The organism is Thalassobaculum sp., assembly GCF_965223715.1.
GTDB lineage: Bacteria > Pseudomonadota > Alphaproteobacteria > Thalassobaculales > Thalassobaculaceae > Thalassobaculum.
This window is the reverse complement of the sequence record NZ_OZ245012.1, coordinates 455,931-469,564: the sequence shown is the minus strand read 5'-3', so window position 1 is coordinate 469,564 and position 13,634 is coordinate 455,931. Positions and strand designations below refer to the sequence as shown.

Sequence of the window (13,634 nt, the reverse complement as noted above, 5' to 3'; positions counted from 1 at the left end):
GCGGGGTGCCCGTCTCCGACGCGCGATCACGGTGTTCTTGGCTAGAATGCCGTCGGAAGGCCTGAGGGTGGGCCCTCTCTAAATCCGACAGACGCTCGAAGGGAGCAGGACGATCGACGACCCGACGGAACCCCGCCGATCCGCCGGATCCATCGGAGTCCCGGCACGGGCCATCGTGCCGCTGCTGGCACTCGTCGTGATGCTCCTCGCCGGCTGCGGAACCGTGGAACGGTCTCCGTCACCGGTGGCGCCTGTCCCGGTCGGATCCCTGGACCTGGAGCGACCCATCGACCGCTCAACTGGCCGTCAGCTGCTCGCGCTGAAGAGGGCTCCCGACCAGTGCCGGGCGATCCTGGCCGCCTCGCAGCTCCAGGTCCGCGACCTGGAGGACCGGCGCACCGGTCCCTTCTGCGGCTATTCCGACGTGGTTCAGATCCTGCGTTCCACCGTCCCCTATTCCGGCCCGGTGCACCTGACCTGCCCGATGGCCGCCGCACTCTATCTCTGGGAGCGCGATGTCGTCGCCCCCGCGGCCGTGAAGTATCTCAGCAGCCGGCTGGTGCGGATCGACCACATGGGCACCTATTCCTGCCGGCGCCGGCAAGGCGGCTCCAGCAACCGTCCGAGCGAGCATGCAACGGCGAACGCCATCGACATTTCCGGTTTCCGGCTGGAGGACGGTCGGCGGATTACGGTCCTGGGGGACTGGAGCGGGGGCTCGACCGCCGAGCGGGCGTTCCTGCGCGAGATCCGGGACCGCGCCTGCGGCCTGTTCCAGGTGGTGTTAAGCCCCGACTACAACGCGGCGCATCGCGACCACTTCCACCTCGATATGGGGGATTGGGGCGTGTGCCGGTAAGGGGGCCGATATCCTTCTTCGTCATCCGGCTCTTCCCCTGTCTTCCCCGCCCTGCGCCGGGACCTAGAATTTCCCGCGATGGAGCGTCGGAGAACTTCGTTCAGCGCCGCAGCTGTCCCTTTTCTTGGTCCCGGCGCAAGGCCGGGAAAACCGGAAAAACTGGAAGGAGAACTACCCACAGATGAGAGCGAACGTGATCTCCCGCGCGCGTTAACCGTTTGAAGTCACCCCGCGCAGCGCCGACAATCAGGAAACCGTCACCATAAGGCGAGACCCATGCTGCAGGACCGATACGGCAACGCCCTCTCCACCCGTTCCACCGCCGCGCGCGACGCCTATGTCGACGGCATCGACCGCTTCCTGGCCGCCCAGTCCGGGGCCGAGGAGGCGTTCGAGGCCGCCGTCGCGGCCGATCCAGACTTCGCGCTCGGCCAGATCGGCCTCGCCCGGATCCGCCAAGCCATGGGCCAGGGTCGCGACGTCGCCGGTCCCGCCGGCCGGGCCAAGGACCTCGCCGAGCGGCTGGACGGGCGCGAGGCGGCGCATGTGAACGCGCTGGGCCTGCTGGTCTCCGGCCAGGGTCCCGCCGCCTACAAGGCGATCCGCGCCCATCTGCTGGATCATCCCCGCGACGCCCTGGTCGCCCAGACCTGCACCGGCGTCTTCGGCCTGATCGGCTTCAGCGGCCAGCCGGGGCGCGAGGCCGAGCAGCTCGCCTTCACCGCCGCGCTGGCCCCGCAGTACGGTGACGACTGGTGGTTCCTGTGCCAGCACGCGTTCTCCCAGGTGGAAGCTGGCCAGACCGGCCCGGCCACGGCGACGATCGAGCGCTCCATGGAGCTCAATCCGCGCAACGCCCACGGCGCCCATATCCGCTCCCACGTCTATTACGAGGCGGGCGAGACCGAGGCCGGCTACGGCTACATCGCCGAGTGGATGCGGGACTACGACAAGGCGGGCCAGCTCCACTGCCACATCTCCTGGCATATCGCGCTCTGGGCGCTGGAGCAGGGCGACATCGACACCATGTGGCGGGTCTACGACGCCGACGTGGCGCCGACGACCGGCGGAGCCGCGGGCGCCTGGGGTCCGCCGGTGAACGTGCTGACCGACGCGGCCGCCCTGCTGTACCGCGCTGGGCTGGCCGGGGTTGAGGTGCCGGCGGCACGCTGGCAGGCGGTGAGCGAGTACGCTGCCCGGATGTTCGCCAACCCGGCCATCGCCTTCGCCGACGTGCATGCGGCGCTGGCCCACGCGATGGCGGGCAACGCCGGTGGGGTGGCGAAGATCGCCGCCGAGGCCAAGGGCCCGGCCGCCGACATCGTGCGCGAGCTGGCCGAGGCCTTCGGAGCCATGGCCGCCGGGAACTGGAGCGAGGCGGAGGCGCATCTCGCCCGCACGATGTCGAGCCACGAGCGCATCGGCGGCAGCCGCGCCCAGCGCGATCTGCTGGAATACGCGCTGCTGAACGCGCTGCTGAAACAGGGCAAGGCGGAGGAAGCGCGGCTGCTGCTGTCGACGCGTCGCCCGCTGAAGGTGGCCAGCCGGGCGGTGAAGGGGCTGAACTGAAGGGACGGCCCGCCCGTCCCACATCGTCTCCCCGGCCTTGTGCCGGAGCCCAGCCATCGGCCCGATGGAGCGTTCGGGATCAACCTCCAACGCTCCAGCTGAAATTACTCTGGGTCCCGGCTCAGGGCCGGGAAGACGATAAAAGAGCAAAATGAGGAACAAAAAAGGGCGCGCCCGGTGAGAGCGCGCCCTTAAATCATCGGAACCCGATGTCCCTACGGCGTCACTCCGCCGCTTCGTCCATCGGCGGCTCGATGACGCCGGTCTGCGAGGTGATGATGCCGTAATGCTCGATCCGGCGGTGCTTGGCGTAGTTGAACACCGTCTCCTTGCCCATCTTCGCCAGGTCGAGGTCGCAGGCATAGGTGATCAGCTCGTCGCCGATCCCGGAGGCGAGCGCCACCATCTCGCCCGAGGGCTGCACGATGCAGGAGCCGCCGATCAGCATGCAGCCGTCCTCGATGCCCGCCTTGGCGGTGCCGATGACGAAGCAGGAATTCTGATAGGCGCTGGCCTGCATGACGATGTGGTTGTGGAACATCCGCAGGTGGTTCGGCTCCGGTGCGGAGGTATTCACGTCCGGGGTGTTGTAGCCGAGCATGATCACCTCGGCCCCCTTCAGGGACATCACCCGGTAGGTCTCCGGCCAGCGGCGGTCGTTGCAGATCGCCATGCCCATGATGCCGCCCATGGTGCGCCAGACCGGAAAGCCGAGATCGCCCGGCTCGAAATAGCGCTTCTCCAGGTGCTGCCAGGGCCGCTTGGCATCGTATTCCGAGTGTCCAGGCAGGTGCACCTTGCGGTACTTGCCGACGATCTTGCCGGTGTCGTCCACCAGGATCGCGGTGTTGTAACGGTGGCCGTCCTCGGTCAGTTCGGCATAGCCGAGATAGAAGCCGATGCCGAATTCCTTGGCCTTCTCGAACAGCGGCTTGCACTCCGGCGTCGGCATCTCGCCGCGCTCGTAGTGCATGTCCATCTTGGAGATGTCTTCCTCGTAGTAGCGCGGGAAGAAGGTGGTCAGCGCCAGCTCGGGGAAGACCACCAGGTTGACGCCCCGGGACTTCGCCTGCTTCAGCAGCTCGATCATCCGGTTCACCGCGCTCACCCGGCTCTCGTCGGGGGCGATCGGGCCCATCTGGGCGGCTCCGATGTTAATGATCCGGCTCATTGCGCTTCGGTCCTCGCAGGATAAATGGCGTGATGGCGCATTCTATGGTGCCCGCCGGAACAGGTGAAGGCCCCGTCGCACCGGGTCCGGCCGATGGCCGGCCAATTTTATTTGTTATAGCATTATCAAGATGTTCTATTCTTCCTCGTCACAGGCGGCCCGGAGTAGAGCGATGATCTGGCGCATCCCCCGTTCCGGCGCCGGCGGGCCCTGATGTCCCCGACCCTGTCCGAACCGGCCAAGACGATCGCCGGCGCCCTCGCCAATCCGGGTCACCCGGTCGCCCTGGCCTCGCTGCTGGGTCTCGCGCGGTCACGCCACGACATGCGGCGCTCCCTGAAGGTCCTGCGCTGGCTCGCCCGCCTCGGCGTGCCGGCTGAGTCGGTGGCGCGACAGACCAGCATCCTGTCCCGGATCGATCGGACCTTGCGGCACCGCGACGCCGTCGCCGCCCAGACCGGCCCCTTCAAGACCCTCACGGTCCCCGGCCTTGGTGACCTGAAGTTCAGCACCGCGGCCGATGCGTCCCGGGCCTTCCTCGATCTGGTCGAGCGGGACGGCCCCGGCTACGAGCCGGGCGTACTGAGATACCTGGTCGCGGCCGGACGTCGCGGCGAGGTGGTCGCCGATATCGGAGCCCATGTCGGGTACTACACGACCGTGCTTGGGGCCGCCGGCGCCAAGGTGATCGCCTGCGAGATGCATCCGGACCTGCTGCTCGAGGTCAAACGGAATCTCTGGGCGAACGAACTGGATCGCGCCCATGTGCTCAACGTCGCGGTCGGCAATTACGACGGCCTGATCTTCAACATCCGCTTCAACCCGACCCCGGGCCTGCGGGTGGAGGACCCGATCACAACCGCGCCGCCGGACGCCTTCGAGAAGGCCCTGTACGACCCGGTGCCCTGCCTCAGGCTCGATACGCTCTTCGCCCGCGAAGGGTCGGTTCCCGATCTGGTGAAGATCGATATCGAGGGGTACGAGTTCGAGGCGCTCAAGGGGGCGAGCAACCTGATTGCATCGGGGCGCACCCGGTTCCTGATCGAGTTCCATCCCCATGCCGTCACCGGCTTCGGACACCAGCCAGCCGACATCGTGACGATGTTCCCGGCAACCTGGCGCCGCGAGGTGCTGGAGGACGATGGAACTCTGCGCCCGCTCGACCCGACGGGTGCCGACCTCGTGCATGATCCCAAGGTGGAGAACATCAAGCTGCTGTTCTCGCCCCCGGGCCATCCGGCCGCGGATCGCTGACCGCGCTCACCCCAGGTCGCGCAGCCGCTCCGCTATCGCGCCCAGCATCTCCTCGCGGCTCCAGATCTTCGCAGGCTTGCGGTGATAGCCAAGGATGGACCGGGTCAGCGGATCGTCGGCATCGATGATCGGCATCTTCTGGTTCGGATCCGAGGCCTTCTCGTAGGACGGGTGCCCCGGCGGCACGAAGATCAGGTTGGCCGTAACGAGCTGCTTGCCCTCCGGCAGGGCGGCCGGATGCTTTGGGTTGCGGCCGATATAACGCGCCGCGATCAGCAGCGGCCGCAGGCCCACATCCATCAGTGCCCGCAGCGCCACGTCGCCGCTGGTCCGTCCGCCGCCCGGGCACTGCGCAAGGAACACTCCCGTCGGCTTCAGAACCTGAACGAACAGGGCGGCGTAGTAGCGCAGGGCCGTCTCGTTGAACTCGGTCAAGTTGGCGTTGGAGGTCACCACGTCGTAGCGCCGCGCCGCCACATCCTCCAGGCGCCACCACGGGAAATGCTCGGCCCGCGGGTGCCGCTCGACGGTCAGCCCCTCCGGCGTCTCGTAGTTGACCAAGATCTCCTTGTGCCGGGTGCGGACGGTCTCGAAATCGATGCCGCCGAGATCCGCCGCGCGGCTGTCGAACTGCGCGTGGTCGATGAAGCGGTGGCCGTAGACGTGCCGGTTCACCAAGCTCTGCAACAGGTAGAAACTCTCGGTCGCCTCGACCTGGTCGTAGCGCTCGATGCTCGGATCGTTTGCCAGGAAGAACGAGAGCAGCCCGCTGCCCGGCCCGATCTCCAGCACCGATTTGCGCTCAGGGATGCCGCGCAGCTTCAGGGCGATGGCGTATTGAGACAGCATGCCCGACAGCGGGATCGGGATCTCCGTCGACGGGAACTGGGTCAGGAAGAACCGGGCATACTCCGCGTAGGCGCCAAGCACCTCCGCCATGTCTGCATCGTCCAGGCCGCCCAGTTCGGCCATGAAATCGTCGTAGCGGTTGTTATGCATGACGTCGAGGAGGACCACCAGGTCCTCCGTCGACTCCACCCGGGTCAGGAACCCGGTCGACTCGAAATATTCCGGCGCATGGATGCCGGTCTGGCGGAGCGAGCGCATGCCCCGCTTCGCCAGGACCTCCGACAGCCGATAGGACGCCGCGTCCACGCTCAGCCCTCGATCTTGCCGGTGATCGGGTTGAACGGGGTCGGGAACTTGCCCGACGGCTTGATGTAGTCGTACGGCGCGCGGGCCAGGAACAGACCCCAGCCGGCCTCGCACCCGACCTCGCCGTCGTTCCAGACCACCTTGCCCCGCGACAGGGTCACCGCCGGCCAACCGGTCACGTCCATGCCCTCGTAGGGGGTGTAGTCGGTGTCGTGATGCAGCATGTCCTGGGTGATGGTCTGCTTCTTCTCGGCATCCCAGATGACGATGTCGGCATCGGCGCCGATGCCGATCCGGCCCTTCTTCGGATACAGGCCGAACAGCTTGGCCGAGTTGGTGGAGGTCAGCGCCACGAAGGTCTGCAGGTCGATCCGGCCCTTCACCACGCCTTCGGAGAAGGTGATCGGCATGCGCGTCTCCAGCCCCGGCACGCCGTTGGCGATCTGGCTGAACGGCGCGTTGTCGCCGGCCCAGAACTTTCCGTCCGGCGCATCGATGTTGTACGGCGCGTGGTCGGAGGTGACGTTGCCGATCGTGCCCATGCGCACATGGTTCCACAGCGCCTGCTGGTCGGCCACCGACCGCGGCGCCGGCGAGCACAGGACACGAGCGCCATGGCGCTGGTCGCCGTCCAGATCGTCGGCGGTCAGCACGAAATACTGCGGGCAGGTCTCCGCGAAGACCTTCACGCCGCGGGCCTGGGCGCGTCGGATCTCCTCGGCCGCTTCCTCGCACGTGACGTGGAAGATCTGGATCGGCAGGTCCATCAGTTCGGACAGCATGATCACGCGCTGGCAGGCCTCGCGCTCGACCAGCGGCGGCTTGCACCAAGCGTGGTACTTGGTGTTGCCGAAGCCGTTCCCGACCAGCTTCTCGGTCATGTACATGATCGCGTCGTGGTTCTCGGCATGGACGCAGACCAGGGCCTGGTGCTTCCGCGCGGTCTCGAAGATCTTCAGGATCTGCTTATCGTCCACCCGGTTCTTCGGGTAGGTCATGAACAGCTTCAGCGAACGGTGACCGGAGGCGATCAGCTCCGGGATCTCGTTCTCCATCACATCATCCGACGGGTCGTTGAGGATGATGTGGAAGCTGTAATCGATGCAGGCCTGCTTCGCCTTCTCGTGATAGTCGGCGACCATGTGCTTGACGCCCTTGCCCTTTTCCTGGGCGGCGAAGGCGATGACGGTGGTCGTGCCGCCGCAGGCCGCGGAGCGGGTGCCGCTCTCCCAGGTCTCGGCGTTCTGGCCGCCACCAGAGGACGGCTGCTGGATGTGGCAGTGGCTGTCGATGCCGCCCGGCAGGACGTAGCGGCCGGCGGCATCAATGGTACGCGCGGCGGAGCCCGAGAGCTTCTCGGCCAGGGCGACGATGCGGCCGTCCTTGATCCCGATATCGGCCTTCTGCGTGTCGGCCGCGTTGACCACAGTCCCGCCCGTGATGATGACGTCGTACTCGCTCACCTGTGTGCTCCCGAGATGTCGGTTGATCCTTTCGGCGAGTTAAGCACGTGACAACCGACCCGCCCAGAGGTCGGTGACGGAAACTTGGCGCCGATATCCCGACAGGTCCGCTCAGCCCGAAAGCGGCGGATCGAAGACCAGCTTCGGGTTGGGATCGCGGGAATCCGGCACCACATCCTTCATCGAGGCGAGCGGCACCAACCCGTCATCGGTGAGTTGCGAGGTCCGCCACCCCTGCGGAAACAGGGCGATGAGGTCGTCGGCGCTGCGGCCATAGGCGGCGACGAGATGCGGATGGAACTCGACGACAAAGCTCGTCCGTCCCCGCGCGATCAGCCCCCGCGCCCCTTCCAGAACGCCGATCTCGTGGCCTTCGACGTCGATCTTGACCAGCGTCGGCGCCAGCTGGTCACTGTCGAACAACTGGTCCAGGGTCATCACCGGCACATAGTCGTTCAGCACCGAAGCCGGATCGTCGCCGAGCATCTTGCGCGAGAGCGCAGTCTCAAGCTTCTGGCCGGGCGAGAGGTGGCCCCGCATCGCGACCGAGAGGCCCGCTGACTGTGACGCACCCACATGCAGAGCGCGCAGCAGATCCAGTTCGTTCAGCGTGGCGACCTGCTCGATCAGCGGGATCAGCTCGCGCTGGAACTCGATGGCGAACACGGTTGCCCCGGTGGCCGCCGCCATCGCACTGACATAACCGACATGCGCCCCGACATCGATGAAGACGTCGCCCGGTCCGACGCGCGTGTCGATCAGCTTCAGCAACGGCCACTCGTAGAGCCCGCCGGCTTCGTCGACCAAGGATTTGAACGCCTCGGCAGCAGCGGTTCCCAGCGGGAAAGTGAGCTGCCGACCGTTCGGTGCCGCCATTCGCCAGACCTTTTCCGTGCCATAGCGATCCGCGCGGAGCTGACAGTTCTCCAACGTGGCCCAGGCACGGGCGTCCATATAGGTGAAGGTGGGGTTATCGCCGGCCAGCACGCGCAGCCGCTTGAGGAGCGCTTCGGTCCGCGTCAGCCCGTCCCTGGCATGGGGCGGCCACGCGGCATGCAGATTGGCCTGCACGTTTGCTGGTTCAAGAACGGCGGCACGGCGGGCGGTCGTGCGCATCGCCGTCGGTGATTTCCTCGCGCTCACGTCCGTACACCTCCCGGTCCGGCTCTGGGATTGCCGGACTGTATCATGACCGGGAAATGTCGCGGGCCCTCCTTATCCAGCCGCCTTGGCCAGCAGGGCGGCCGCCTCCTTCAGGAGCTCCGCCTTGGCCTCGGCGTAGCGGCTGCGCTCCGCCTCCGACGGGATGGAACCGAGATTGGCATCGACGTTCAGCAGGATCGACCGGCAGGACGCCTCCAGCAGGTTGGCGCCGGCATAGACGTCGCTGAGAATTGTCGGCCGGCAGATCGCCCTAGCCTCTACCGCGATCTTCAGCCCCTCCACGCAATGGGCGGCGGCGGCCACCGGCACGGCGGTGGAGGTGACGGCGGCCTGCCCCATGGCGGTCTTGCGGGCGGCGATCTCCTCCTCGGTGCCCTTCGGCATCTTCAGGGTCGCCATATAGGTGGAGAAGCAGTCGATATCCGCCACCAGGCTGGTCTTCAGTTCGGCGATCACGGTGCGGCCACGGTCGATCAGCGCGGTGAAAGGGGCGGTGTCCTCGGCCTTCTTGATGGACACCTCCAGCGCCATCACCACCAGCGCCATGCCGGCGGCGGCGGTATAGGAGCTGACGGATCCGCCGCCCGGCACCGGCGCATCGCTGGCGATGGCGTCCAGGAAGTCACCGATGGACTGGTCGAAACTGGCGTCGGTCATCACGAATGTCCCTGCAGGGTCATGCATTTCAGGAGATTGGCGAAGATGATCGCCGAGGTGACCCGGCCCACGCCGCCCGGCACCGGGGTATAGGCGGCCACGCCCTCGGCCGCCTCGGCGTCGAAATCGCCGACCAGCTTGTCGTCCTTATAGGCGATGCCGGCGTCCAGGATGACGTGCTCGGCCGTCACGTTGCCGGCATTCAGCAGCCCAGGCCGCCCAGTGGCGGCGAAGACGAAGCGGCACGGCGCGATGGTCGCCGCCAGATCCTTCGTGCGGCTATGGGCGACGGTGACGGTGGCGCTGCGATTGATCAGCATGGCGGCCAGCGGCTTGCCGACGGTCGGCCCGCGGCCTACCACCGCGACCCGCTCGCCGGACAGTCCGCCGATGGTCTCGGCCAGCCGGATGCAGGCCTGCGGGGTGGCCGGGCAGATCGCCTCGTCCTCGCGGCCCTGCTGGATCAGCCCCTGGTTCAGGGTGGTCAGCCCGTCCACGTCCTTCTTCGGGTCGAGGATCGACAGCACCCGGTCGTGGTCCAGCCCACCGCGCACCGGCAGCTCGACCATGACGCCATGGATGGACGTGTCGTCGTTCGATGCGCGGATCAACGCCTCGAATGACGCCTGGTCCTTCTCGGGACCGAGCTCGACCACCTCCATGGCGATGCCGAGGTTACCGGCCTGCTTCACCTTGGAGCGGACATAGGACAGCACGGCCGCGTCATCGGTGGCGACGATCACCCGGATCGTCGGCTCCACGCCGCGGGCCTTGTGGGCGTCGACGCCGGCCGTCACTTCGGCCTTGATTGCGTCGACGATGTCCTTGGCTTCGATCTTCATCGCTCACCCCATGCCTGCTCCGCGATCACGTCGACCGCATAGCGCGCCTTTTAACGCGGGCATGGTGCGGGCGCGACCCCCGGTGTCGGGGATGGGGTGAACCGGTGGTTCGTCAGCCCCGGCCGGCGAGCCGGATGACCAGGACCAGGACGATGCCGTAGAGCACGTGGCCGATCAGGGCGACCCAGGTGATGCCGGTGAAGTTCAGGAAGAACGGCAGGCCGGCGATCGCCGTGATTCCGCCGATGGCGAAGACCCAGAGGCCGAAGCCGTAGACCGCGGCCGGCAGGAACCAGCCGCCGAGCCCGCCCAGGACCTTCTCCCAGACCGGCTTGAAGATGAACAGCCACCCGACCGGATAGCCGATCAGCCCAACCAGATAGAAATGCACGAAATAGCCGGCGAAGTCGCCGTTCGGCAGGCCGAAGGTACCCAGCAGGCTCTTGGCGAGACCGTGCGGCGACAGGTTGGCCCAGCCGATGCCCGGGCTGATGAGCTGGCCCCACAGGTCGAAGGCCATGGTGGCCACGGCCCCGGCGAGGAACATGAGCCCCACGGTGGCGGCGTTCAGCGGCGGGACGGTCGGGCTGGAATGCATGTCGGTGCTGGCCATGGCGCTGCGGGCTCCTGAGTTGCCTGCGTCGATCGGATCGACGTTGCGCCCCTAATGAGCCCCGGCGGCGATCGGTTACAATCGCCTCGCACGGTCCTCAACCGGTTGTGACGGGCGGTGAGCGCCGGCCCACCGCCCGGCTGTCTCCTACTCCCGCTTCTCGAACACCATCGGCGTCATGGTGTCGATGTCCCGGCCGGCCCAGTCGCGCTGGCGCACGCCCGAGATGGTGATCTCCTGGAAGGCGTTGAGCTTGGCCGACACATCCGCCACGTCGATGCTCTCCACCTCGCCCTTGGACACGACCTTCTGGCCGTGCACCCAGACATCCTCCACCGCCCTGTCGCCGGCGGAATAGATCAAGCTGCGGATCGGGTCGCGCAGGGGCTGCATATAGGGATGGCCGCAATCGACCACGGTGAAGTCCGCCTTGCAGCCCGCCTCCAGCCGGCCGATGTCGTCGCGGCCGATCAGCCGGGCGGCACCCGCCGTCGCGGCGTAGAAGATCTGCTCGGTCGTCGCGTTGGTGAAGTCGCCGGCCATCAGGCGCCCGGCGATCATCGCCACCTCCATCTCGTGGATGAAATTGTGCGGGAAGGTGTCCGTGCCGAGGCCGAGCGGGATGCCCGCGTCCATATAGCGGCCCACATGGTTCAGCGCGATGCCGCGGCGCCAGAACACGTTCGGGCAATGCGCCACGCCCGCACCGGAGGCGACCAGCCGGCCGAAATCGTTCGCCTGCGGCCAGTGCAGCCAGGGGTGATCGTTGAGGAAGATACCATGGGCCACGATGGTGCCGTCGGTCAGCACGCCGAGGTCGTCCAGCCATTCGATCGGCGTCATGCCGTGGCGGCGGGTCATCTCGTTGAACTCGACCACGCTCTGGGCGGCATGGATGTGCATGGTGATGCCGCGGTCCATCGCCTCCTTGTGAGAGGCCTGGATCAACTCGGCGGTGCACGTGTCGATCTGCGACGGGCCCATCATGCCGGACATCCGACCTGAGGGATGGGCGTCGGCCTCGTCAATGGTGGCGATGGCGCGCTCCATGGCCCGCTCGCCGGCGGCCTCGTCCCAGTCGTAAACGACGGAATGGCCGTCCTTGGTGGTCCAGGCGGCCGAGCGGTACATCGGGCAGAGCACGCCGCGGATGCCGGTCGACGCCACGTCCTCGACCCAGCCGTCGCGGGCCATGGACAGGTCGCAATAGGTGGTGACGCCGCTCTTCAGCATCTCGTGGATGGCGAAACGCATGGCCGGGCTGGCGCCTTCCGGCAACATGCGGAAGACCGGCATGTACTCGTAGAGCGAGGACTGGCCGAGCTTGGGCGAGCCGAGCTCCTCGTTCAGCCCCTTGTTGCCGGGCTCCGACGCCGGGTGGGAGTGCACGTCGATGAAGCCGGGCAGGATCATCTTGCCGGCACCGTCCAGGGTGACGTCGGCCTCGCCCTCGAAGCCCTTGCCCACATGGATCAGTTCGTGGTCGCGGAAGGCGATGTCGGCCCCCTTCAGGTAGACATGCCCGCCGGTGCCTTCGGAACCGCCCTCCGGATCCCAGCCGATCACCCAGTCGCAGTTCTTGATCACCGTCGTGCGGCTCATCGTCTTCCTCATTCTCGATTGCAGTTCCGGCTCGATCGCAGATCCGGTCGGCGGGGGCTCCCGCGGCGACCCGGAGTTTGCGGGGCCGGGCCTGCCGCGTCAAACCGGAGAAATCACCACAGGTGACGTGGGGTCACGGTTGACAGAGCAACCCGCCCTGCGGACCGTTCGCCCCTCTTCAACCTGACGATGGACCTCGGGCATGACCGCTTTTCCCACCCTTCTCGACACCGCCCTGCCGGTTGACGGCCGCAGCCGCCGGCTGCTGCGCGACGCCGGGCTGGCGCTCGCCGGATCGGTGCTGCTGACCATTTCCGCCAAGACGCAGATCCCGTTCTATCCCGTGCCGATGACCATGCAGACCTTCGTCATCATGGTCCTCGGCACGGCGCTCGGCCCGCGTTTGGGAGCCGCCACCGTGATGCTGTACCTGGCCCAAGGCGCGCTGGGACTGCCGGTCTTCGCCGGCACGCCGGAGAAGGGCCTGGGCCTCGCCTATATGGCCGGGCCGACCGGCGGGTATCTTGTCGGCTTCGTCGCCGGCGCCTGGCTCTGCGGCGTGCTGGCCGAGCGCGGCTGGGACCGGTCCTGGCTGAAGACCGTCGCCGCCGCCGGTCTCGGCCATGCGGCGGTGTTCGTCTTCGGCTTCGCCTGGCTGGCGGTGCTGATCGGGGCGGAGAAGGCGTTCGCGTTCGGCGTGGCGCCGTTCTGGGCGGCGACGCTGCTGAAGACCGCGCTGGCGGTCGCCGTCCTGCCGCCGGCCTGGGCGGTGACGCGCAAGCTGCGGGGGTAACCTCCGCCGCAACCCCTTCCCGTCTTCCCGGCCTCGCGCCGGGATCGAGGGAAGGGGCCGCTGCGGCGCGGGAGATCGATACCCGACGCTCCATCACGCGGCTGTCTCGGTCCCGGCGCAAGGCTGGGAAGACGAGATCGGGTGAACGCGTCGTGTTTGACCCCCAGGCCGCCTCACTCTGCCGGTCGTAGGCCACCTCGCCGCCGAGCACCGTCAGGTCGCACCGGACGTCGATCCCCTCCCCGTCGTCCTGATGCAAATCAGGACCATGCATCAGGCGACGCTGCACCGCAGATCCTGACGTGCGTCAGGATGACGGGTGAGGACTTGTTCGTACCGACCCAAACCGTCGTCATGGGCTTGATCCAGGACCTGCGCACCGTCGCCGGCAGCTTGGTCCTGATTTGCATCAGGACGACGGGTAGGGAGGTTGTAGGTCCTTAAGCCTCCTCACTCTGGCGAGCGTAGGCCACGCCCCCACCCAGCACCGTC

The 13,634-nt window shown here is 67.2% G+C and carries 12 protein-coding genes; 4 read left to right on the top strand and 8 right to left on the bottom strand.

The window, feature by feature from the left end; translation table 11 throughout:
- Positions 1-244: 244 nt before the first annotated feature.
- Both ACOQOP_RS02230 and ACOQOP_RS02225 read left to right on the top strand, forming a co-directional pair.
- Positions 245-859, top strand: a complete 615-nt coding sequence (locus ACOQOP_RS02230; protein WP_420564687.1) for an extensin family protein — start codon at positions 245-247, stop codon at positions 857-859.
- Positions 860-1,135: 276 nt separating this feature from the next.
- On the top strand, positions 1,136-2,428 hold the full coding sequence (locus ACOQOP_RS02225) for a tetratricopeptide repeat protein (protein ID WP_420564686.1): 1,293 nt from the start codon (positions 1,136-1,138) through the stop codon (positions 2,426-2,428).
- 223 nt (positions 2,429-2,651) lie between these two features.
- Here ACOQOP_RS02225 and ACOQOP_RS02220 read toward each other — a convergent pair whose 3' ends face one another.
- Entirely contained in the window at positions 2,652-3,599 is a 948-nt protein-coding gene (locus ACOQOP_RS02220) for an N-carbamoyl-D-amino-acid hydrolase (RefSeq protein WP_420564685.1), read from the bottom strand.
- A 213-nt stretch (positions 3,600-3,812) separates the two neighbouring features.
- Between ACOQOP_RS02220 and ACOQOP_RS02215 the strand changes: the two genes are divergently transcribed.
- Entirely contained in the window at positions 3,813-4,853 is a 1,041-nt protein-coding gene (locus ACOQOP_RS02215; RefSeq protein ID WP_420564684.1) for an FkbM family methyltransferase, read from the top strand.
- A gap of 6 nt (positions 4,854-4,859) precedes the next feature.
- Here ACOQOP_RS02215 and ACOQOP_RS02210 read toward each other — a convergent pair whose 3' ends face one another.
- The 7 genes from ACOQOP_RS02210 to ACOQOP_RS02180 all read right to left on the bottom strand — a co-directional run bounded on the left by ACOQOP_RS02210 (position 4,860) and on the right by ACOQOP_RS02180 (position 12,349).
- Positions 4,860-6,008, bottom strand: coding sequence for a hypothetical protein (locus ACOQOP_RS02210; RefSeq protein WP_420564683.1), 1,149 nt, complete (start codon positions 6,006-6,008; stop codon positions 4,860-4,862).
- A 2-nt stretch (positions 6,009-6,010) separates the two neighbouring features.
- Positions 6,011-7,471, bottom strand: a complete 1,461-nt coding sequence (hydA, locus tag ACOQOP_RS02205; RefSeq protein WP_420564682.1) for a dihydropyrimidinase — start codon at positions 7,469-7,471, stop codon at positions 6,011-6,013.
- 111 nt (positions 7,472-7,582) lie between these two features.
- On the bottom strand, positions 7,583-8,587 hold the full coding sequence (locus tag ACOQOP_RS02200; RefSeq protein ID WP_420564681.1) for an FkbM family methyltransferase: 1,005 nt from the start codon (positions 8,585-8,587) through the stop codon (positions 7,583-7,585).
- Between the two features lie 99 nt (positions 8,588-8,686).
- Complete coding sequence (locus tag ACOQOP_RS02195) at positions 8,687-9,292, bottom strand: cyclodeaminase/cyclohydrolase family protein (RefSeq protein WP_420564680.1); 606 nt, start codon at positions 9,290-9,292, stop codon at positions 8,687-8,689.
- Positions 9,292-10,134, bottom strand: a complete 843-nt coding sequence (locus tag ACOQOP_RS02190; protein WP_420564679.1) for a bifunctional 5,10-methylenetetrahydrofolate dehydrogenase/5,10-methenyltetrahydrofolate cyclohydrolase — start codon at positions 10,132-10,134, stop codon at positions 9,292-9,294. The genes ACOQOP_RS02195 and ACOQOP_RS02190 overlap by 1 nt, the downstream gene beginning before the upstream one ends.
- Positions 10,135-10,246: 112 nt before the next feature.
- On the bottom strand, positions 10,247-10,747 hold the full coding sequence (locus tag ACOQOP_RS02185; protein ID WP_420564678.1) for a hypothetical protein: 501 nt from the start codon (positions 10,745-10,747) through the stop codon (positions 10,247-10,249).
- A gap of 147 nt (positions 10,748-10,894) precedes the next feature.
- Positions 10,895-12,349 carry an amidohydrolase family protein gene (locus ACOQOP_RS02180; protein ID WP_420564677.1) on the bottom strand — a complete coding sequence of 485 codons (1,455 nt, stop codon included), beginning with the start codon at positions 12,347-12,349 and terminating at the stop codon, positions 10,895-10,897.
- A 202-nt stretch (positions 12,350-12,551) separates the two neighbouring features.
- Here ACOQOP_RS02180 and ACOQOP_RS02175 point away from each other — a divergent pair, with 202 nt between their 5' ends.
- On the top strand, positions 12,552-13,142 hold the full coding sequence (locus tag ACOQOP_RS02175; protein WP_420564676.1) for a biotin transporter BioY: 591 nt from the start codon (positions 12,552-12,554) through the stop codon (positions 13,140-13,142).
- Positions 13,143-13,634: the final 492 nt, after the last annotated feature.